General features: G+C 63.2%; 19 protein-coding genes and 2 pseudogenes. 8 read left to right on the forward strand and 13 right to left on the reverse strand.

What is annotated here, in order from left to right:
• The first annotated feature begins 6 nt into the window (after positions 1-6).
• From kdpB to EKH55_RS27590, 4 genes are read left to right on the forward strand one after another with little or no spacing between them, the layout of a single operon-like run.
• A complete protein-coding gene (gene kdpB, locus EKH55_RS27575) occupies positions 7-2,058 on the forward strand; it encodes a potassium-transporting ATPase subunit KdpB (protein ID WP_069456634.1) in 2,052 nt (683 codons plus the stop codon).
• 14 nt (positions 2,059-2,072) lie between these two features.
• Positions 2,073-2,681: a potassium-transporting ATPase subunit KdpC gene (gene kdpC / locus EKH55_RS27580; protein WP_069456635.1), complete on the forward strand. Its 609-nt coding sequence runs from the start codon at positions 2,073-2,075 to the stop codon at positions 2,679-2,681.
• Complete coding sequence (locus tag EKH55_RS27585) at positions 2,659-5,355, forward strand: sensor histidine kinase (RefSeq protein ID WP_069456636.1); 2,697 nt, start codon at positions 2,659-2,661, stop codon at positions 5,353-5,355. The genes kdpC and EKH55_RS27585 overlap by 23 nt, the downstream gene beginning before the upstream one ends.
• The gene (locus EKH55_RS27590; protein ID WP_069456637.1) at positions 5,352-6,053 is read left to right on the forward strand and encodes a response regulator; all 702 of its coding nucleotides are present in this window, start codon (positions 5,352-5,354) and stop codon (positions 6,051-6,053) included. Before EKH55_RS27585 ends, EKH55_RS27590 begins: the two co-directional genes overlap by 4 nt.
• Positions 6,054-6,116: 63 nt before the next feature.
• Here EKH55_RS27590 and EKH55_RS27595 read toward each other — a convergent pair.
• Positions 6,117-6,374, reverse strand: a pseudogene (locus EKH55_RS27595) (helix-turn-helix domain-containing protein); the annotation flags it as partial.
• Positions 6,375-6,429: 55 nt separating this feature from the next.
• On the opposite strand from EKH55_RS27595, the gene EKH55_RS27600 reads away from it, so the two are divergent.
• The 3 genes from EKH55_RS27600 to EKH55_RS27610 all read left to right on the forward strand — a co-directional run bounded on the left by EKH55_RS27600 (position 6,430) and on the right by EKH55_RS27610 (position 8,852).
• Entirely contained in the window at positions 6,430-6,759 is a 330-nt protein-coding gene (locus tag EKH55_RS27600) for a hypothetical protein (protein WP_069456638.1), read from the forward strand.
• A 754-nt stretch (positions 6,760-7,513) separates the two neighbouring features.
• The gene (locus tag EKH55_RS27605) at positions 7,514-8,047 is read left to right on the forward strand and encodes a LysR substrate-binding domain-containing protein (RefSeq protein WP_069456639.1); all 534 of its coding nucleotides are present in this window, start codon (positions 7,514-7,516) and stop codon (positions 8,045-8,047) included.
• A gap of 166 nt (positions 8,048-8,213) precedes the next feature.
• Entirely contained in the window at positions 8,214-8,852 is a 639-nt protein-coding gene (locus tag EKH55_RS27610; RefSeq protein WP_069456640.1) for an ROK family protein, read from the forward strand.
• Between the two features lie 172 nt (positions 8,853-9,024).
• Here the strand turns inward: EKH55_RS27610 and EKH55_RS27615 are convergent.
• The 7 genes and pseudogenes from EKH55_RS27615 to EKH55_RS27645 form a co-directional block, all read right to left on the reverse strand.
• Positions 9,025-9,317 (reverse strand): annotated as a pseudogene (locus EKH55_RS27615) (type II toxin-antitoxin system RelE/ParE family toxin).
• Positions 9,318-9,489: 172 nt separating this feature from the next.
• Positions 9,490-10,071, reverse strand: a complete 582-nt coding sequence (locus EKH55_RS27620; protein ID WP_083265189.1) for a YceI family protein — start codon at positions 10,069-10,071, stop codon at positions 9,490-9,492.
• Positions 10,072-10,087: 16 nt separating this feature from the next.
• Complete coding sequence (locus tag EKH55_RS27625; protein ID WP_069456642.1) at positions 10,088-10,942, reverse strand: hypothetical protein; 855 nt, start codon at positions 10,940-10,942, stop codon at positions 10,088-10,090.
• Positions 10,943-11,133: 191 nt separating this feature from the next.
• Entirely contained in the window at positions 11,134-11,967 is an 834-nt protein-coding gene (gene fghA, locus EKH55_RS27630) for an S-formylglutathione hydrolase (RefSeq protein ID WP_069456643.1), read from the reverse strand.
• Between the two features lie 80 nt (positions 11,968-12,047).
• Complete coding sequence (locus EKH55_RS27635) at positions 12,048-12,953, reverse strand: ABC transporter substrate-binding protein (protein WP_015887573.1); 906 nt, start codon at positions 12,951-12,953, stop codon at positions 12,048-12,050.
• A 27-nt stretch (positions 12,954-12,980) separates the two neighbouring features.
• On the reverse strand, positions 12,981-14,006 hold the full coding sequence (locus EKH55_RS27640) for an amidohydrolase family protein (RefSeq protein ID WP_069456644.1): 1,026 nt from the start codon (positions 14,004-14,006) through the stop codon (positions 12,981-12,983).
• A complete protein-coding gene (locus EKH55_RS27645) occupies positions 14,006-15,196 on the reverse strand; it encodes a cytochrome P450 (protein ID WP_069456645.1) in 1,191 nt (396 codons plus the stop codon). The genes EKH55_RS27640 and EKH55_RS27645 overlap by 1 nt, the downstream gene beginning before the upstream one ends.
• A gap of 283 nt (positions 15,197-15,479) precedes the next feature.
• Here EKH55_RS27645 and EKH55_RS27650 point away from each other — a divergent pair, with 283 nt between their 5' ends.
• On the forward strand, positions 15,480-16,589 hold the full coding sequence (locus tag EKH55_RS27650; protein ID WP_069456646.1) for an alcohol dehydrogenase catalytic domain-containing protein: 1,110 nt from the start codon (positions 15,480-15,482) through the stop codon (positions 16,587-16,589).
• Positions 16,590-16,989: 400 nt separating this feature from the next.
• Here the strand turns inward: EKH55_RS27650 and EKH55_RS27655 are convergent, their stop codons facing one another.
• From EKH55_RS27655 to EKH55_RS27675, 5 genes are read right to left on the reverse strand one after another with little or no spacing between them, the layout of a single operon-like run.
• A complete protein-coding gene (locus EKH55_RS27655; protein ID WP_069456647.1) occupies positions 16,990-18,390 on the reverse strand; it encodes an NAD(P)(+) transhydrogenase (Re/Si-specific) subunit beta in 1,401 nt (466 codons plus the stop codon).
• Positions 18,391-18,399: 9 nt separating this feature from the next.
• Positions 18,400-18,810 carry an NAD(P) transhydrogenase subunit alpha part 2 gene (locus tag EKH55_RS27660; protein WP_069456671.1) on the reverse strand — a complete coding sequence of 137 codons (411 nt, stop codon included), beginning with the start codon at positions 18,808-18,810 and terminating at the stop codon, positions 18,400-18,402.
• Entirely contained in the window at positions 18,810-19,958 is a 1,149-nt protein-coding gene (locus EKH55_RS27665; RefSeq protein WP_069456648.1) for a Re/Si-specific NAD(P)(+) transhydrogenase subunit alpha, read from the reverse strand. Before EKH55_RS27665 ends, EKH55_RS27660 begins: the two co-directional genes overlap by 1 nt.
• A gap of 60 nt (positions 19,959-20,018) precedes the next feature.
• Positions 20,019-20,336, reverse strand: coding sequence for a 2Fe-2S iron-sulfur cluster-binding protein (locus EKH55_RS27670; protein WP_069456649.1), 318 nt, complete (start codon positions 20,334-20,336; stop codon positions 20,019-20,021).
• Positions 20,337-20,363: 27 nt separating this feature from the next.
• Positions 20,364-21,578, reverse strand: a complete 1,215-nt coding sequence (locus tag EKH55_RS27675; protein WP_069456650.1) for an NAD(P)/FAD-dependent oxidoreductase — start codon at positions 21,576-21,578, stop codon at positions 20,364-20,366.
• Positions 21,579-21,594 lie beyond the last annotated feature (16 nt).

The raw sequence follows: 21,594 nt of genomic DNA on the forward strand, positions 1-21,594 counted from the left end.
GTTTCGATGACCAAGCATAAGCGCAAGGACTTTTCTTTGTTCGACCGGGCGCTCGCCGCCCAGGCGGCGCGTAGCGCCGTCGCCAAGCTCGATCCGCGCGTGCTTTCCCGCAACCCGGTCATGTTCGTCACCGGCGTGGTCGCGCTGCTCACGACATTCATTTTCCTTCGCGATCTCGTCACCGGAGCAGCGATGACCGGCACAGTCGGCCAGATCGCCTTCTGGCTATGGGTGACGGTGCTGTTCGCCAATTTCGCGGAGGCGATCGCCGAGGGCCGGGGTAAGGCGCGCTCCGACAGCCTGCGGGCGACACAAGCGGAGACCGAATGCCGGCGCCTCACCGGAGACCCGGCCGCCCATGAGAATTTCGAGCTCGTGTCAAGCCAGAAGCTTCATAAGGACGACGTCGTTCTGGTGGAGGCCGGCGACCTGATCCCTGCCGACGGTGAAGTGATCGAAGGCGTCGCATCGGTGGACGAGTCGGCCATCACGGGCGAATCGGCGCCGGTGATCCGCGAGTCGGGCGGCGACCGTTCGGCGGTCACCGGCAGCACGTGTCTGGTCTCGGACTGGCTGGTGATCCGCGTCACCGCCGAGCCCGGCAAGAGCTTCCTCGACCGCATGATCGCCATGGTCGAAGGCGCAGAGCGCCAGAAGACGCCGAACGAGATCGCACTCAACATCCTGCTCATCGGCATGACCATCATCTTCGTTCTGGTCGTCGTGACGCTGGAACCCTTCGCGCTTTTCTCCGGCACCTCGATTCCTGTCGCCTTCCTGGTGGCGCTGCTGGTCACGCTCATCCCGACGACGATCGGCGGCCTCCTGTCGGCCATCGGCATTGCCGGCATGGACCGGCTGGTGAAGGCCAATGTCATCGCCAAGTCGGGCCGCGCGGTCGAGGCGGCCGGCGATGTCGATACGCTGTTGCTCGACAAGACCGGCACCATCACCTTCGGCAACCGCATGGCCGACGCCTTCATGCCCCTGCCAGGTGTGAGCGAGCGCGAGCTGATCGAAACCGCCTTGCTCGCCTCGTTTCCCGACGAGACACCGGAAGGCAAGTCCATCGTCGATCTGGCCCACAAGATGCTGGGCAGGGAGGTCGATGCACTTCGGGAACGGGTTGGAGAATTCGTGCCCTTCAGCGCGCAGACCCGTCTTTCTGGCGCCGACCTGACGGATGGAGGCGAAGTCCGCAAGGGCGCGAGCGATGCCATGCTCCGCTATGCCGGGGCAAAAGCGAGCCTCGATCTCACGCGCATCGTCGAGAGTATCGGCAAGTCGGGTGGGACGCCGCTAGTCGTCTCGCGCGACCGACGCATCCTCGGGGTGATCCACCTGAAGGACATTATCAAGCCCGGCATTCGCGAGCGCTTCGCCGAGCTCCGGCGCTTGGGTATCCGCACGGTGATGATCACCGGCGACAACCCGCTGACCGCCGCCGCGATCGCGGCAGAGGCAGGTGTCGATGATTTCCTAGCTGAGGCAACGCCGGAAAAGAAGCTGGAACTGATCCGCCAGGAGCAGGCCGAAGGCAAGCTGGTGGCCATGTGCGGCGACGGCTCCAACGATGCACCGGCACTGGCCCAGGCCGACATCGGTGTGGCGATGAATACCGGTACGCCGGCGGCCAAGGAAGCCGGCAACCTGATCGATCTCGATAGCGATCCCACCAAGCTCATCGAAGTGGTGCTGGTCGGCAAGCAACTGCTGATCAGCCGCGGTGCGCTGACCACCTTCTCGATCGCCAACGACGTGGCGAAGTATTTCGCCATCCTGCCGGCCCTGTTCATCACCGCCTATCCCGGCCTGCAGGCACTCAACGTCATGGATCTGGCGAGCCCGGCAAGTGCCATCCTGTCTGCCGTGATCTTCAACGCGCTGGTCATCTTCGCCCTGATTCCGCTCGCCTTGCGCGGCGTACGCTATTCTCCGGCGACGGCGGGCGAGCTGCTGCAGCGCAACCTGTTGATCTACGGGCTGGGCGGCCTGGTCGTGCCGTTCGTCGGCATCAAGGCCATCGACGTCGCGGTCTCCGCGCTCGGTCTTGTGTAAGAAGGATGAAGACGATGATTTCGCAGATAAGACCGGCAATCGCCCTGCTGGCGATGATGATCCTGCTGACCGGCGTCGCCTATCCTTTGGCAATGACGGCGGTCGGGCAGGCCCTGTTTCCCCACCAGGCCAATGCGAGCTTGATCACCCGTGATGGCGTGGTGATCGGCTCCGAGTACATCGGGCAGACGTTCGAGCAGCCGGAATATTTTCATGGTCGCCCGTCCGCCGTCGACTACGATGCGGCATCTTCAGGCGGCACAAACCTTGCGCCGACGAACCGCGACCTGGTCGATGCCGTTGGTGAGCGAGCCCGGATGATCGCGGCGGAGACCGGGAGCCGGCGGGTGCCGATCGATCTCGTAACATCTTCGGCGAGCGGTCTCGACCCGCACATTTCCCCCGAAAGCGCCTATCTACAGATAGCGCGCATTGCCAAGGCGAGAGGTCTTTCCGCCCAGGACCTGCGCCGCATGGTCGACGGGCATATCGAAACGCCGCTTTTCGGGATATTCGGTGCGCCGGCCGTCAATGTATTGAAGCTGAACCTGGCGCTCGATGAGCGGGCGCCGATTGAAACGGACGCGACAGGATCGATGGATGGCGCCAGCGCCGAACGGTGAAAACCGCCCTGAGCCGGAAGCCCTTCTCGCAGAGGCGGAGAAGGAGGGCCGCGGAAGACTGAAAATCTTCCTTGGCGCAGCACCCGGGGTCGGCAAGACCTATGCGATGCTCCAGGCCGCGCGGAAACGCGCGGCCGAAGGCGTCGACGTGCTGGTGGGCATCGTCGAGACGCACGGACGCCAGGAGACGGAACGACTACTCAGAAATATGACCGTCCTGCCGCGCCGCCCGCATCTCTATCGCGGCCGCATCCTCCACGAGATGGACCTGGACGCCCTGATTGAGCGCCGGCCGCAACTGGCGTTGATCGACGAGCTTGCCCACACCAACGTGCCTGATAGTCGGCACGAAAAGCGCTGGCAGGATGTGGAGGACGTGCTCGCCGCCGGCCTCGACGTCTATACCACGCTCAACATCCAGCATCTGGAAAGCCTCAACGACATTGTCGCGCGCGTCTCCGGCGTGCGCGTGCGCGAGACCTTGCCCGACAAGGTCCTGGAACTTGCCGACGAGATCGAGCTGATCGACCTTCCCCCGGAAGAGCTGATCGAGCGCCTGCGCCAGGGCAAGGTTTATCTGCATGGTCAGATCGCCCGCGCCATCGAGAATTTCTTCTCCAAGGGCAATCTGACGGCACTACGGGAACTGGCCATGCGCGTGGCGGCCGACCGGGTGGACGCCCAGATGATCGCGCACATGAAGACGCACGCGATCAGTGGTCCTTGGCCGACGCAGGATCGCATCATGGTGTGCATCAACGAGTCCCCCGTGGCGAAGTCGCTTGTGCGCGCCGCAAAACGCATGGCCGACCGTGCCCGCGCACCATGGCTTGCTGTCAATATCATTTCCTCATCCAGCGAAACCCTCGAAGACGAAGCCAAGGACCGGATCGCCGAAGGCCTGCGGCTTGCCGAGACGCTCGGCGCGGAGGTCGCCAGCATCAATGCCGAGGCCAATATCGCCGAGGAGATTCTGGAGTTCGCAAGATCCCGCAACGTCAATCGAATCCTTGTCGGTCGTCCCCGCCCGCGTGGGCTCCTTGCGTCCTTCACACGAGAGACGGTGGCCGAAACGCTGATCCGCCAGGGAGAGGACTTCGAAATCACCCTGATTGCCCCCGATCAGGAGGAGGCCCGTCGAACGGCCATCCGTGCCGGCCGCGTCCGGGTCGAGCGCGACCCGAAGGCCTATCTTGCCGCAACGGGCATTGTCGCTCTTGCCACCGCAACCGCCTTCGCGATCGAGCGCGTCCTGCCGGTCGCCAGCCTGTCGCTCGTGTTCCTGACCGGCGTTCTCATCACCGCGACCCGCCTGGGGCTTTGGCCGTCGCTCTATGCGGCGACCGTCAGCTTCTTCACCTATAACTTCTTCTTCACCGAGCCTTCCCACACCTTCGTCATGCACCGGCAGGACGATATCCTGACGCTGGTGCTCTTCTATGCGACCTCTGTCCTGGCGGGGAATTTGGCTGCACGGCTGCGCAATCAGGTGAACGCCCAAAGGGCGATCGCGAAGCGTACAGCAAACCTTTACGAGTTCAGCCGCAAACTCGCGAGCGCAGCCTCCTTCGATGATGTCATCTGGACTGCCGTCAGCAATGTCGGAGCGATCCTCAGATGCCAGGCAATTGCGCTCACACCGGGTGCGGCCGGGCGGCTGGAGATCGGCGGCGCCTTTCCGCCGCTCGATGAACTCGACGTGCGCAACTACGGCGCAGCCCATTGGGCCTTCGAGCATGGGGAACCTGCCGGTTGGACAACCGCCACGCTTCCCTCCTCGGACTGGCTATTTCTGCCGCTCAAGACGGCGCAAGGAACCCATGGGGTTCTCGGCATCACCTTCGAGGAGCGGCGGTCGTTGACACCGAACGACTTGCGCATTCTCGATGCCCTGACCGATCAGGTGGCGATCGCCGTCGAGCGCACGCGGCTGGTCTCGGACCTTCAGGACTCCCGTATCCTCGCGGAAACCGAGCGGCTGCGTTCGGCGCTGCTCTCCTCGGTGAGCCACGACCTGCGCACGCCGCTCGTCTCGATCATCGGCTCGGCAAGCTCGCTGATCGAGGCGGACGATGCGCTGGGCAGCAACGGCCGGCGACAGCTTGCCGAGACGATCAAGGAAGAGGGCGATCGGCTCAACCGATACGTCCAGAACCTCCTCGACATGACGCGGTTGGGGTATGGGGCATTGAAACTCAATCGGCAGCCGAGCGAGGCGCGCGAACTGGTTGGGGCGGCAGCACACCAGCTCGGATCGGCCCTCAGAAGCCATGTATTGGTCCTTGACGTCGCTGACGATCTGCCGGCAGTGGATGTCGACCCGATCCTGATGCAGCAGGTATTTGCCAACGTGCTCGACAATGCCGCCAAATACGCCCCCTCCGGCTCCACCATCACCGTCACCGGTTCGACCGGCAAAAACGCCTTGGCAATTGTCGTGAGCGACGAAGGACCGGGCATTCCGCCCGCAGACCGCGAGCGCGTCTTCGACATGTTCTATCGCGTGCGAGCGGCGGATGGACAGCGGGCCGGGACGGGCCTCGGCCTTGCCATCTGCAAGGGCATCATTGACGCGCATGGCGGCAGCATCCGCGCCGAGTCGGCCAGGGCGGACGGTACCGGCACGCGAATCGAGATCCGGCTGCCGCTCGCCGACACCAGGGCCGATGCATGAGCGCGCTTGCCCGCATCCTCGTCGTGGACGACGAAAGTCAGATCCGGCGCTTCCTGCGCGTCGCCCTTGAGGCACACGCCTACGCGGTCGCCGAGGCCGCCACGGGCCTGGAAGCCGTGCAAATGGCAGCGACGGAGGAACCGGACCTCATCGTGCTCGATCTCGGGCTTCCGGACATGGACGGCAAGGATGTTATCGCGCGGGTGCGCGAGTGGTCGCAGACTCCGATCCTGGTGCTTTCCGTCCGACAGGAGGAGGCTGAGAAGGTCGAGGCGCTCGACGCGGGCGCCCAGGACTACGTCGTCAAACCCTTCGGCATCAAGGAGCTGCTCGCCCGCATCCGCAGCCTGCTGCGCGACAGGTCGGCGACGGACAATGCCTTGAGCAAGGCTGTCGTGGAGATCGGCGATCTGCATATCGACATCGCCGCGCACGAGGTTCGCAAGGACGGAAAGCCGCTGAGGCTGACGCGCAAGGAATTCGAGGTCCTATGGACGCTCGCGCGCCACGCCGGCCGCATCGTCACCCACCGGACACTTCTGCACGAGGTCTGGGGCAAGGCGCATGAGCATGACACGCAATATCTAAGGGTGTTCATCCGACAGCTTCGCCAGAAGCTCGGCGATGACCCGGCATGCCCGCGCTACATCATGAATGATCCCGGCGTCGGCTACCGGATGCTGGACTCGGCTGACTGACGATTCAGTTTCGCCAGGGCGACGACGACACGAAGGCCGCGGATTGGCGGATCGAACGGACCGCTAGCCTTTATCTCGGACGCGCATAATGGTCTGCCGGCTGGTGGTGAACTTTCTGGCGACTGCCGAAACGCTCATTCCGTCGGCCAGGTTCTCGCGCACATCCCGTTTTTGCCTTTCGTCGAGGCTCGATGGACGACCAAGGGTCTTGCCTTCCGACTTCGCCCGCTTGAGGCCGGATTGCGTTCGCTCGATCAGCAGATCCCGCTCGAACTGTGCAACGGCGTTGAGGACGTTCATCGTCATTGTTCCGGCCGAGCTGGGCCTGCTCCTTCGACTTTGGGGCAATTGCCGGGACATAACCGCGGAGAGTCTTTTGCAACATCAGCCGTCGGCGGCGGCGAGCGCGACCGCACTCGTTGGCCGCCTCAATGAGCCAAGCGTTCTGATCGACAACGAGAGTCGTGTGGCAGCCTCGAACAAGTCCTTCGATGCCCTCGCGGGGACAGCCAAAGATCTCGTCGACCGCCTCACCAAGGCGCTTGCCGCAAAGGACCGTTCGTCGTCATGCCTAACGTTGGAAGTACCGGAGGTCAACGGCAAATCGAGACGTTTTGACGTCTTCCTGCAAACCGGCTTGGCACCTGACCAGTGGGCCATCGGTACCTTCGTGCCTGTTAGAAACCGCACGCGCAAAATGGGATGACGATGAGCAAGATGGAGCAGCCCACCGGCTTCCGACAGTTCGACATCGGGCTTAGAGGACGCAAGAGCACGTGGATGGCGGCCAGCCGGCCAATTCAAGCTCGGACCTTGGGGCGGCCCGATCAACCTCGTGGCCCTGACCTACGGAACGGGCGCGATCGTGAACCTGGTGTGGCCCCGTGCGCCGGATGCACCTTGGTTCACCAATTACGCCACACTGCTGACAGTGGGCATCGTGGCAGGAAGCGGAGCTCTGTACATGGCGTTCGCCCGGCCTACGAGCGTGGCACGGCACCTGCAGGCGATGCGTGGAGGAACGGAACGATTGGGCTAACCCCCGTCAAGGCGTGATCCCAAGCAAACTGGGCGGCGCAAGCGCCGCCCAGACGAACTGCCGGATAAGAATATCTAGGTGTACGCTTTCAGCCAGCTCCGGCGCAGACTGCTTGTGACCAGTACACCGCTCACAGGCTGAGAGGTTGGTCACTGCTCGGAAAAATCTCGGGCTCCTGGTGGCCGAAGACGGAAGTCTGCCTCGCATGAGCCCGCAGGTCTTAGCGAAGACGCGGGTCCGCGCCTCCACTCCACGCTACGCTAGTCTCCGAAGCCGACAACGCTCTTGATCTCAAGGAAAGAATCGTGGATGCTAAAGTCGGCATGCTACCCTGATATCGATCTGCGGTTTGAGCTTGTCGCGGGTGTGATGAAAGAGGTCACCGGCGATGTGGATATCGCCACCCGCATCGTCGAGGACAATGATCCACGCTACGAGATCTTGGGACGTCGCTCCGGAGATCATCGTACCGGTCTGCGGTCCTCAATATCTCGAACGTCATGGCTGTCTGGAGGACGCCTCAAGACTGGCGCAGCCGACTTTCCTGCACCTGACTGATCACCAGAAAGACCAGTGGAAGCCATTTCTCGGAGCCAGCTATCCCGAGATCTCCTCAGGCGGGACATCGAACCAGTTTTCGGACTATGCAGTCATCTTGCAGGCGGCCAGTCAGGGCAAGGGCGTAGGCTTGGGTTGGATCAGCGTGATCGCCAATGCTCTGAGGCAGGGCGTATTAACTCGGGCCTCGGTGGTGCAGGTCGACACCGGCCGCATTCACCGACTGATCACTCCCAGGAACAGGGTCCTTCCGTCGCCAACTCGCAAAATCTGTGAATGGCTGCAGTCGAGGATGGCGACCGATTCGGATCTCTTGGAGATCCGAACAGGCGCTTCAATGCAGGGCCGAGCCCATGACCGGGGCATTGCGCAGACTTTGCTCGCCTCTAAAGAGTAGTTTTCAGGGCACTGTAAATTTCGCGGCCGTCGAGAAAATGTGGGGATCTAGCGGTATGACCAAATTTGATCGTGATCCCCTTTCTCGTCGCCACCGACTTTTCCGGTAGCAGGTGCGTCAACGAGCAGATTGGTCTGCTCGCGTGGCGGACACGACGCCAGAGGGGATGATACATGCGGTCGAACTGGCGATCCCTCGTCTGCTGGCGGACGCCGGCCGGGCCGAGAAGGACATTATGGGGATTGGTGTTTCGATACCCGGCGAGGTCGATCCGCAAAAGGGCATATGTCTCCAGAGCCCGCGGTTCGGCTGGCGCGACCTCCACTTCGCCGAGATGCTGGCCGAGCGTGTGCATGCGCCAGTGTGGATCGACGACGACGTGAATGCCTTCGCGATCGCGCAGAAACTGTTCGGCGCCGGCCGCAACCACCGTAATTTCGCGGCGCTCGCCATCGGAACCGGCATCGGCTGCTCGCTCGTGTTGAACGGGGATATCTACCACGGCAGCAACAGCAGCGCCGGGAAGCTCGGCCATATCACCTCGACCACTGGCGGAGCGCTTTGCGAATGCGGCCGGCGCGGCTGCCTCATGGTCCATGCCGCCGAGCCCGCCATGCTGGACGAGTACCAGCGCCGGCGGGGAACGCCGATTTCACGCGCGACCTTCGTCGATGCCGTCGAGGCGGGTGACGAGACGGCGCTCGCCATCGTCGGCGGGGAGGCCGTCAGTTCGGCGATGCGCTGCTCACGCCGCTGCGGACGGCGATGGAAGGGTCTGTCTCCTTCTCCAAGCCTGAGCTGCTGACGGAATGGGTATCGAGCTCCTGGGCTCGGGTGCTGCCGCGCTTGCCACGCAGAGCAACTTTGATCTCGAGCGCTCTCCGAGCGGCTGATGCGGCGAGTTTAGCAGTCCAAAGCATATTGCCCTTGCAGTTGAGCGGAATCGAACCTGAGACCCCCGAGAAAGTAGCGGGCGTCTATTCGTCGTTGAACTCGACGGGCCAGATCTGGGCGCCCTGCAAAACACGCAGAACGCGAACTTCGTCGGCCATCATGGTATTGCTGCGATGAAAGGCGTACGCGGGATAACAAGCTCTCGAGTCCCGGCAATCCGGCCAGGACGACCACTCTCAGGAAAGTCAAGGAGACGGCGTACAGCGCGGACGATATCTTCGTCCGCGTGGACCGCAGCTCTCGGATTCTCTCGTTCAATGTTACTGAAGATGGTCCCGCGATCATCAAGCGCGTATCGCGCCCATACAAGCCTCATCGGTCACCCGCCCCTGCTTTACACAAGGCCGTCTCCCGGCGCTCGCAAAAGCGCGCATCGGCCTCGGCCCAGTCATGCGGCGAAGGGCTGCTATCCCCGAAGGACTTTGCCACCCCGTTTTACCAGGGTGGCAACGGCTACTCGCATCAGCTGACCTCGCTGTGTTGCGACTTCAGCGGCCCCTGCCTTCGATCTCGATATAGAGTTTCACATCATCACCGATCATACCGAGTGCGGTCTTCAAGCCGAAGTCACTTCGCTTGACGGTGGTTTCGGCACTGAAGCCGACGACCTGGCTTTTGTCCCAGGGGTTTTCGCCCTCTTTGTTGAAGGTGACGTCGAGGGTGGCTGGCTGGGTGATTCCGGCGATCGTGAGATCGCCAGCAACCTTGCCGGTCTTCTCCCCGGTCCGCTCGTACGCCTTTCCAACGAAGGTGATGTCCGGAAACTCGGCCGCATTGAACCAATCGGCGCCCTGGATATCGCTGTCGCGTTGTTTGTTGTTGGTGGAGATGCTCTCGACCTTGACCGTCACATCGAGTGAACTCGCTTCCGGCTTGGCGGGATCAAATTCGAAGTTCCCTCCGAAATCCCGCGCGACCCCGACCACGCGCGAAAAACCCAGATGGTCGATGAAAAACACGATATTGGAGTGAACAATGTCGATATCGTAAGTTCGCGCCCGGGCCGGACCGATCGATAGCGCGGTCGCAACGAGAACCGACGCGATATAGGTGCATGCAAGCTTGATCATTGACATTCCTCCCTTGTCAAATTGGAAAGCTCGAACCGTATGAAAGGATTGCAATCGCGGCCGCGGCGGCGGCGGGTATCGCGCAGAGCAACCCGAAGGCGAAAAGACGTGCAAAGCGCCTCCGAAGACGGCCGATCCATTTTATCCGCCTGGCGAGCTCCGGAACGAGGAAGACGAGCCCGAGCGTCGCGAGCGCGAGGAGATCGGCCTTGCGGGTTATCAGCGTCACCGCATAGACGACCGACAACATCCCGCCCGCTCCCCCTAGCAAGGCAGGCGTACCGAAGGGATTGTCATCGCTCCCAAAACTCCAAACGACAATCGCCAGGAGCGCGACCGCGAATATCAGACAGACCTGCAGGCTCGACGACGATGCGCCAAGGAGCGCAATAGGAGCAAAGCCGAGGGTGGCGATGGCGAGAAGTAGCATGCGTTTCATGCCGTCCTCCGCGGCCGAACCGCCGAAGTCCCGTTGCAGCAGCGTCATCGACAGCATGCCGGCGGCCACGGCCACGGCGATTTCGAGCGGGGCGACTGTTAGCCGACTCTGTGCGATGTACAAGGCTGCCGCGAGCGGCTGCACCAAAGACAGCCAGCCAGCGAGGCGCGGACGATTGGCGAGATCGGCAGCGAAGCCGGCGACGGCACCGGCCAAGGATATGTAGAAGATCTTGTTCACTGCCCCGACGGCCGGAATCGGCGGAATCTTCTGATAGACGAGGAAATAGGACGCCAGAAAGGCAGCCGAGACGATCAGGCCGGTCCAGGCCGCGTCGAGGCTCAGAGCGCGCCGAAGGCCCGCAAGCGCGAAGGCGGCAATCGATACCGACGTCATCCCGATAACGATGGCTTCCTGCGGGGTGTCTCCCATCGAAGTCACCCTCTCGGCGGAAAGATTTGAATGAGCGATTGCTGCAGCACCGTTTCTCCTCCCCAGGGCAGCGGCACAGACCAATGGTAATTTAAATACTATTCAGTCTTGAAATACCTTTTAGTATTTATTATCGAGGTTTGTCAATTCCCTTCTGCAGACGCATGGCAGCGGCCGCGACAGCGGCCGGCTCAGCCGAGCCTGTCGGCGTGCCACCTCAGGTGATCGTCCATGAAGGTCGAGATGAAATAGTAGGAATGGTCGTAGCGCTCGTGCATGCGAAGCGTCAGGCCAATGCCGGTGTCCTTCACCGCCGCTTCGAACAGCCCCGGCCTCAGACCGTTGTCGAGGAAGCCATCCGCCTTGCCCTGGTCGATCAGGAATTCCGGAAAGCGGGCGCCATCCTCGACGAGCGCGCAGGCGTCGTATTTTCGCCAGGCGGCCTTGTCGGCGCCGAGATACTTCTCGAAGGCGCCGACGGACCAGTCGGCGGAAGAGGGGGCGACGATCGGCGCAAAGGCCGAGCAGCTCCGGAGGCGCTCGGGGTTCCTGAGTGCGATCGTCATGGCGCCGTGGCCGCCCATCGAATGGCCGAAGATGCCCTGCCGGTCCATGTCGACGCGGAAATGCTCGCGGACAAGCGCCGGCAGTTCCTCGGTGATGTAGCTGTACATCCGATAGTGTTCGGCCCACGGCGCCTCCGTCGCGTCCAGGTAGAAGCCGGCGCCCTTGCCCATCTGCCAGTTCGTCAGCTCGTCCGCCACGTCCGCTCCGCGCGGGCTGGTGTCCGGGCAGACGACGATCAGGCCGAGCTCGGCGGCCATGCGGCGGTATTCGCCCTTTTCCATGACGTTCGCGTGGGTGCAGGTGAGGCCGGAGAGATACCAGAGCACCGGGCGCGGTTCCCGCGTCGCCTGCGGCGGCACATAGACGGCGAAGGTCATTTCTCCGTTGCAGGCCGTGGATTCGTGGGCGAAGACGCCCTGCATGCCGCCAAAGGCGGTGGTCTGCGAGATGATTTTCATGGAAGCCCCTCAAGCAATCGGCGTCGGCCGCTTGCATCGCGGCCCCCTGTCCCTCGGCTGACGCTCCGCAGCGCGTAGCGTCAGGCAAGCGCCTTGGCGAGATAGGACATATCGAAGACGCCGGTCGCCGACCTGCGATGGTCTTCGTCCAGCAGCCCCGCCCGGATCATCAGGTCGATCGTGGTCTCAAGTGCCTTCTCGGGGATGGCGAGCCCATTCGGCCACATGCCCATATCGCGCATATAGCGCAGGCCGCGGAGTGCGAGCCAGGCATCATCCGGCACGGTAACGCGCTGGAAGATCGGCAGTGTGATGCTCTCCTTGGCGGGATCGTTGGTGATCCGGTATGCCTCGACAAGCGCCTTCAGGAGCTTGCACATCGTCTCACCATTGGCTTCGAGCCAATCTGTTCTGGCAATGAGCGCCGCAAATACGATTTCCGGAATGGCGTCATTGACCTCGCCGATGAGGTTGTAACCCGCGGCTTCTGCCAGGAAGTTCCAGGGAGCCGGCTGCGGGGCGCAATCGATATCTCCCGCCTGGAGCGCCTCCCACCGCTTGGTGTGCACGCCGGCAAGCGCGAATTCGTAGTCGCCCGGATATTTCAGCCCGTCGCGGGAAAGCAGCAGCTGCGTGTAGATCGCCGTTCCCTCGGTCAGCGACGAGGTGCCGATTTTCTTACCCTTGAGCGCGGCGATCGATCCGATCGACGGATGCGCGACGAGCGACATCGGCAGGCGGTTCGAGTTCGACGCGACGATGCGCAGGTCACCGCCCTTGATGTAGCTCGAGACCGCCCCTTCCGGCGGCGTGATCGCCAGATCCGCCGCCCCTTCGGCTACGGCGGTCGTCGCCTTGTCGACGCTGCCGAGACGCAGATATTCAACCTTCAGCCCGTATTTCTCGAACAGGCCCTGCTCTTCGGCGACGAATACGGGAAGCCAGTTGAAGCCCTGTGCGCCACCCGCCAACTTAACGATAGTCATAATTGTTCCTCCTTGTGCGGCCGCGAACTAGCGGTTCTGCGCCTTGAGTCTCTTGTCGAGCAGGGGGTAGGCGCGGCGCGCATTGCCTTCGAAGATCGCGTGCCTGTCCTCGGCGCTGAAGCCGAGCGCATCGATATAGCGCTTGGTGTCATCGAAGCTGTGCCCCGTTTCCGGGTCCACAGCCTTCACGGCGCCGAGCAGTTCCGCGCCGAACAGGATGTTCTTCTTGTCCACCACGCGGAAGAGCGTGTCGATGCCGGCCTGATGATAGACGCAGGTGTCGAAGAACAGGTTGTTCATCAGGTGCTCGGTAAGCGGCGGTTTTTCGAGCATGATCGACAGACCCCGATAGCGTCCCCAATGATAGGGGGCAGCGCCGCCGCCGTGTGGTATGATCAGCCGCAGCCTGGGATGCCGTTCGAAGAGATCGCCCTGGATGAGCTGCATGAATACGGCGGTGTCGGCATTGATGTAGTGGGCGCCGGTCGTGTGCAGACAGCGCTCGCACGAGCCCGATACGTGGATCATCGCCGGAACGTCGAGCCCAACCATCGCCTCCCAGAGCGGATCCCACCATTCGTCATAGATCGGCGGAGCACTCCAGCGTCCGCCGGACGGATCCGGATTGAGATTGCAGCCGACGAAGCCTTGAGCGACGCAACGCTCGAGTTCGGCGATCACGGCCCGCAGATCCCCGTCGACGGTTTGCGGCAGTTGACACACGCCGGCGAAATTCTCCGGGAACAGGTCGACGATGCGCTTGACGTTGTCGTTCGAGATTCGCGCCCATTCACCGGCGATCTCCACATTGTCGATGTGATGCCCCATCCCCGAGGCCCGTGGACTGATGATCGTCAGATCCGAGCCGCGCTCCTTCTGAAGCTTCAGCTGGTTGGCCTCGATGATCGCGTACAACTCCTCGTCGGAAATGCCGGGATAGGCCGGCCTCTCCCTGACCCTGCCTTCCGCAAAGGCGACCTGCGCCTTGCGGAAGTCATGGTGTTTCTGCGGTTCGGTGGTGAAGTGGCCGTGGCAGTCGATAATCAGGGTCATCACGCATCCCACTTTGCCGGCAGCACGTTCACGCCGCGGAAGCGCCAGCCCTTGGCCTTCACTTCCTGCTCGGGGTCAAGGCGCAGGTTCGGCAATTGCCTGAACGCCTCTTCGAGCGCGATCTCGCCCATGGCGCGCGACAGGAAATGCCCCGAACAGAAATGCGGACGGAAGCCGAAGGAGACGTGCTGCTTCTTCTTGCGCAACATGTCGAACTGATCCGCATTCTCGAAGCGCGCTTCGTCGCGGTTTGCGGACCCCATGACGATGGCTACGGAGGACCCCGCCGGGATGACGGTGCTGGCGATCTCGAAATCCTGCGCGGCCACACGGGGCGTCACCCCGATCGGCGCGATCCAGCGCAGCCCCTCGTCGAAAGCCTTCAGCGCGTGAGCCGACGGATCTTCCGCCATGACCTTCGCCTGTTCCGGGTTCGACAGTAACCCGGCGCAGGCGTTTGCGGCCGCATGGCCAGGTTCCTGCAGGCCGCCCAGGATGATGACGCGCATGGTCGGCGAAATCTCCTTAAGGCTGCGCGCCTTGCCCTCGGGCATGCCGCCATGCATGACGTGGCTCATCAGCGTGTGGTTGGGCTTCGAAAGCGCTGCGTCATAAAGTGCGCCCAGCTGGTTGTCGATATCGGCGAGAGCGGCGTCGAGCCGGTCCCAGACCGCCTGGTCGTTGGAAACATTCTGGAGACCCAGCGCCATCGCGTGGAACCACTCGACCAGATTGTCGTTCGAGGTTTCCGTCAGGCCGATCACGTCGCCGATACAGCGCACCGAGATCGGCTCGAAAAGCTCGGTCGTCAGATTTGCCGCGCCCTTCGGTCTGATCTCATCGATAAACCGCTGCACCACCGGTCGGGTCAGGCGGTCGACATAGGAGCGCACGCGCTCCTGCGTCAGGTTGAGGTCGATGCCCTCGCGCAGGCAGGCATGCTCCTCCCCCGACATGGTCAGGACATTGGGCATGCCCATGACGCGCGCCTCCGGCCGATCCGGAGCGCCCGACGGTCCGAACACCCTGTCGTTCGCGCCGACCGTGCGGCAATCCTCATACCGTGTAACGAAATACTCGTTGGTCCCCGCGAAGAACGCGACCGGGGCCTCGCGGCGCAGTCGCGCGTAAACCGGGTAGGGATCATTGTACAGGTTCGCCCCTGTCAGGGCAGACGCATCACTTGCCATTTCCACCTCCCACGCAAACCTTCCGGCATCGGTGCCGCTCTCGGCACCACTCCTTCCGCCATCAGGATTTCACATACCATTTGGACTTCAAATACCTTTTAGTATGTGAATGCGTCGTGTGTCAATGCATGATTGCGAATGCGCTATGGTGAAGGCGCTCAGCGGCAAACCTTCGACAGGAACTGAAAGTCGCGCAGCCTTGCGTCTTTGGATACTCAATGGTATTAGAACACTGTCTAGTATTTCAATCGGTGTCTGAACCAGTTGCAAGTGGGAGGAAATCATGACGCAGACCATGCGTGCCGCACGGCTACATGCCGTCGGTGAGCCGATGAGAATAGATCAGGTGGAGCGGCCGGTTGCCTCAGGCACCGATATCGTCGTTGAAGTCAAGGCCTGCGGAATGGTGCCAAACCTCGGCAATGTCCTTGCAAATTGGGAGACTTGGTATCCGCAGATGCCATTGCCGCCACGGCCGGCAATCCACGGGCTCGACCCTTCCGGGATCGTTCATCAGGTCGGCGAGCAGGTCGTGTCACTCAAGCCCGGGGACCGCGTCTATATCAATCCGGGGCGTTACTGCGGCGCTTGCCACGCATGCTCGTCGGGCCATCCGCAGGCATGCCAGCATTGGACGCTGGGCGGATATTTCGGCTACAATCCGAAAAGCCTGGAGATGTTCAAGCGATACCCCTATGGCGGGTTCTGCGAATACATGCTGGCGCCGCAGGCACAGGTCATCAAAATTCCCGACAATATGTCGTTTGTGCAGGGATCGCGGATGGGATACCTCGGCACGTCCTATGCGGCCTTGAAGAAATGCGGGCCGCTTGTGGGCCGTTCCCTGATCATCAACGGCGCCACCGGAACGCTCGGCGTGGGCGCGACGATCTTTGCCTTGGCGATGGGCATCGGCAAGATATATGCCGTCGCTCGTGGTGACGAATTGCTTGCCCGCCTGAAAGCTATAGCACCGGATCGGATCGAAACCTTCTCAAACCGGACCGGATCGAGCGCGGAGTTCGTCAAAGCCCGAACCAGCGGCGTCGGTGCTGACCTGATGCTCGACACTCTCGGCGCCAAGGCTCCGCTCGAATCCATGCTCGACGCGATGAAGGGCGTTCGAAGAGGCGGTCGGATCGTCAATATCGGCGGCACGGCCGGCGATTTGCCCGTCGACGTGAAGTGGTGGATGGATGAGCAGATGGAACTGATCGGCTCGGTCTGGTTCACCGCCGCCGAGGCCATGGAGATAGCGGCCATGGTGGAAAGCAAGGTCATCGATCTCTCTATCATGGAGCCGATGGTCTGGCCGCTGGAGGCAATCAACGAAGCGATTTCCGGTGTCACTAAGGGCGACGGCGGATTCACCTATTACGCGGTCGCCATCTAGCGCGCCGAGCTGCCTGACGGAAAACCAATCTCAGCCATGGCACAACGAAAGACCCGCCCGGTGCTCCCGGGCGGGTCTTTCGTTTGACGGAAGCATCGAAGCCGGTGCCAGGCTGGCACGCCCCCGTGGGTCTCGGCACGCGGCCAGCCTAAGCCGTGCGGTGAGGCTGGCCGGCATGCCGAGCCGAACTCCGAGCGCCGCGGGGCATTTTGTCGTTGGTCCCCCTTCGCGAGACGATCGATCACCCGCAATCGGAGCCGAAGGAACCCTTGGGCTTGAGCACTGTTGTCGCCGGTCAGAACGGAGAAGGACAAAAAATGCCCGACCACCTGCGGTGACCGGGCAAGTTGGCGGGAAGAAGCCTCGACTCCGACAGAGTTCCGGGGCCTTGCGTTGCGCCTCAGTGGTTGATCGCCTTGACGATCTCCTCGGTGACCTTCTTGGCGTCGCCGAGCAGCATCATCGTGCCGTCCTTATAGAACAGCGTGTTGTCGATGCCGGCATAGCCGGAGCCGAGCGAGCGCTTGACGAACAGGCAGGTCTTGGCCTTGTCGACGTCAAGGATCGGCATGCCGTAGATCGGCGAGGTCTTGTCGTCGCGCGCCGCCGGGTTGGTGACGTCGTTGGCGCCGATCACGTAGGCGACGTCGGCCTGGGCGAACTCCGAGTTGATGTCCTCGAGCTCGAACACCTCGTCATAGGGGACGTTCGCCTCGGCCAAGAGCACGTTCATGTGGCCGGGCATGCGGCCGGCGACCGGGTGGATGGCGTATTTGACCTCGACGCCGGCCGCCTTCAGCTGGTCGCCCATTTCACGCAGCGCATGCTGGGCCTGCGCCACCGCCATGCCGTAGCCCGGCACGATGATCACCTTCGAGGCGTTCGCCATCAGGAAGGCGGCGTCGTCGGCCGAACCCTGCTTGACGGTCCGCTGCACGCCGTCGTCGCCGCCGGCTTGCGCCGTCTCGCCGCCGAAGCCGCCGAGGATCACCGAGACGAACGAGCGGTTCATGCCCTTGCACATGATGTAGGAGAGGATCGCACCGGACGAGCCGACCAGCGCCCCGGTGATGATCAGCGCCAGGTTGCCGAGCGTGAAGCCGATGCCGGCCGCCGCCCAGCCGGAATAGGAGTTGAGCATCGACACGACGACCGGCATGTCGGCGCCGCCGATCGGCACGATGATCAGCACGCCGAGCGCCAGCGACAGGGCAACGATCGCCCAGAAGTCGAAATGGCTTTCGGTCAGCGCCAGGCCGACGATGAAGAAGACGATCAGCGCCGCCAGCCCGAGATTGATCAGATGCCGGTAGGGCAAGAGGATCGGCTTGCCGGACATGCGGCCGTCGAGCTTCAGGAAGGCGATGATCGAACCGGTGAAGGTGATCGCGCCGATCGCCACGCCGAGCGCCATCTCGACGAGCGCCTGAGCGTGGATCTCTCCGATCGCGCCGATGCCGTAGGAGGACGGCGCATAGAGGGCGCCGGCGGCGACCAGCACGGCGGCCAGCCCGACCAGCGAATGGAAACCGGCGACGAGTTGAGGCATCGCCGTCATCGGGATGCGCTTGGCGATATAGGCGCCGGCGCCGCCGCCGAGCGCCAGGCCGGCGACGATCAGCAGGAAGCCGCCGATCGACGGCAGCGCCAGGAGCAGCGTCGTGACGATGGCGATGCCCATGCCGATCATGCCGTAGGCATTGCCCTTGCGGCTGGTGGTCGGATGCGACAGGCCGCGGAGCGCCATGATGAACAGGACGCCGGAGACGAGATAGAGGAAGGCTGCGAAGTTAGCGTTCATCGGCCCGCCTCACTTGTCTTTTTTCTTGTACATGGCGAGCATGCGCTGGGTGACCAGGAAGCCGCCGAAGATGTTGACCGAGGCAAGCACCAGCGCGACGAAGCCGAAGCCGGTGGCAAGCCCCGAGGCGGAGATGCCGACCGCCAGCAGCGCCCCGACGACGATCACCGAGGAGATCGCGTTGGTCACCGCCATCAGCGGCGTGTGCAGGGCCGGCGTCACCGACCAGACGACGTAGTAGCCGACGAAGATCGCCAGCACGAAGATCGCCAGCCGGAAGACGAAGGGGTCGATCGCCCCGCCGGTGGCGCCATGCGCCATCGCACCGGCCGCATCCGGCACGTATTCGGCCGCCGTCCTGACCGCCTCGACCGCCCGTTCGAGATCGGTCAGCGCCTTGTCCAGAAGTTCGTTCGCTATCACTTGTCTCCCCCATTCGCGCCGCCGAAGGCCGGATGCACCACGGCGCCGCCGTGGGTCAGCGCCGTCGCCTTGGCGAGCTCATCCTCCATGTTGACCGCCAGGGCCTTCGTCTCCTTCGAGACCATCGTCTCCAGGAAGGTGACGAGGTTCTTGGCGTAGAGCAGCGAGGCGGAGGCGGCGATGCGGCCCGGCACGTTGAGGTGGCCGACGACCTTGACGCCGCCAAGCTCGACGACCTTGCCGGCTTCGGCGCCTTCGACATTGCCGCCGCGTTCGACGGCGAGGTCGACGACGACCGAGCCCGGCTTCATCGCGTCGAGCATGGCGCGGGTGACGAGCCGCGGCGCCGGCCGGCCGGGGATCAGCGCCGTGGTGATGACGATGTCCTGCTTGGCGATATGCTCGGCGACGAGCGCCGCCTGCTTGACCTGGTAATCCCTCGACATTTCCTTGGCATAGCCGCCGGCCGTCTCGGCCGCCTTGAACTCCTCGTCCTCGACGGCGATGAACTTGGCGCCGAGCGAGGCGACCTGCTCTTTTGCCGCGGGGCGCACGTCGGTGGCCGACACCATGGCGCCGAGGCGCCGCGCCGTGGCAATCGCCTGCAACCCGGCGACGCCGGCGCCCATGATGAACACCTTGGCCGCCGGCACCGTGCCGGCCGCCGTCATCATCATCGGCAGGGCCCGGTCGTATTCGTGGGCCGCGTCGATCACTGCCTGGTAGCCGGCAAGGTTCGCCTGGCTGGACAGCACGTCCATCGACTGGGCCCGGGTGATGCGCGGCATCAGTTCCATGGCGAAGGCGGTCAGCCCGGCCGCCGCCATCGCGGCGATCGCCGCGTCGTTGCCGTAGGGGTCCATGATGGCGATGACGATCGCCCCGGACCGGTAGCCGCCGATCTCCTCAGCCGTCGGCCGCCGCACCTTGAGGATGACGTCGGCGCTCTTCGCATCGGCAGCCGTGCCGATCCGCGCCCCGGCTTTCTCGAACTCGGCATCCGGCACCCGCGACCCGAGGCCGGCACCGGCCTCGACGACCACGTCGAGACCGAGCCCCTTCAGGTTCTTGACGCTTTCGACGGAACCGGCGACGCGCGGCTCGTCGGGACTGTTTTCCCGTGCTATGTACACACTCACACTCACCGTCACCTTCCTCCGGCCGGTTCTCGATCACTGACGTCGAAGCAATTGTTCGCGCGGCCCTCAGTCTTCTGGGGCCAGCGTCACGATCATGCCCTTCAGCTCCGGCGCAAACCGGATTTGGCACGAAAGCCGCGACTGCGGCCGGCGATGGTCGGAGCTGTCGAGCAAATCGTCTTCGTCGACGGAGAGTGCCGGCAGGTGCTCCTGGAAGTCGTCGTCGACATAAACGTGACAGGTGGCACAGGAACAGCAGCCGCCGCATAGGGCGAGCAGTTCGTCGACCCCCGCGTCACGAATATGCTCCATGACCGAGATCCCTTCGCGCCCCTCTACGGGCACGACCTGTCCATTTCGCGAGATTACCGTGAAGTTCGACATTTTTTCCTCCATATCCCCTGCGCGCCCTCACGCGGCGGCCAGCGACTTCAATCTGACGCTGCTGTTTGCAAGGACTTCCGGGCTGATGCGCGCGGCCCTTTCGACAAGCATCCGGCCCTCGACGTAATCCCTGACGCAATTGATGCAGTCCAGGGCGACTACCGCTCCCTCGCGGAGATAGACGATGCTGAAGCTGCGGGTGCTGGGATCGCCTCTGACAACCGTCCCATCGAAACCGGCCGAAAGGCCGACGGTTTGAAGCCGGAGGTCATATTGGTTCGACCAGAACCAGGGTGTCGCCCTGTAGGGCGTCGGTTCACCGCAAAGCGTCTTTGCCACGGCCGTCGCCTGATCGTGGGCGTTCTGGACGGACTCTATCCTGAGGCCGTGGGCGCTCTTCACCCTGGCGCAGTCGCCGATCGCGAAGACGTCCGGCAGGCTCGTCCGGCAATGGTCGTCGATATCGACGCCGTTTCCTCCTGCCGCCCCGGCCTCGATCAGAGGCTCGACGCAGGGCAGGATGCCGATGCCGACGATGGCGATATCCGCATCGATCGTTTCACCATCCGTCAGCGACACGCCGGTCAGCCGCCCCTCGCTGCCGACGAAGCTCTCGATGCCGGCCTTGAGGCGGATCTCGACGCCGTGGTCGCGATGTTCCCGCTCATAGAATCGCGACAGCGGCTCTGCGGCGACGCGAGCAAGCACGCGGTCCATCGCTTCGACCACCGTCACCGCCTTTCCAAGCTTGATCAGCGCAGCTGCGGCCTCGAGCCCGATGTATCCGCCGCCGACGACGACCACCCGTTCTGCCCTGCCAAGGTCTTCGACTAGCCGGTCCACATCCGAGCGGGTCCTGATCGTGTGGATGCCCTGGAGATCGTGCCCCGGGCAGGCCAAGCGGCGGGGACGCCCACCGGCCGACCAGACGAGATGGCCGTAGCTGAAGGTCTGACCGTCGGCACAACGGACTTGCTTCCCGTGGGCGTCGACGCTGAGGACTTCGTGGCCGAGCAGCAGGTCGATGTTGCGCGCCGCCCAGAACTCCGCCGGTCGGATCAGAATACGTTCGAAACCTTTGTCCCCGAGGAGATAATCCTTGGACAGGGGCGGGCGTTCATAGGGCGGATCCCGGTCCTCGCTGAGGAGGCCGATCGACCCTTGGAAGCCGTGCTGACGAAGCGATGTCGCGGCCTGGGCGCCGCCGTGTCCAGTTCCGACGATAAGGCAATCGTAATGCATCGCGCCCTCCTCCGGC

Source organism: Sinorhizobium alkalisoli (assembly GCF_008932245.1).
GTDB lineage: Bacteria > Pseudomonadota > Alphaproteobacteria > Rhizobiales > Rhizobiaceae > Sinorhizobium > Sinorhizobium alkalisoli.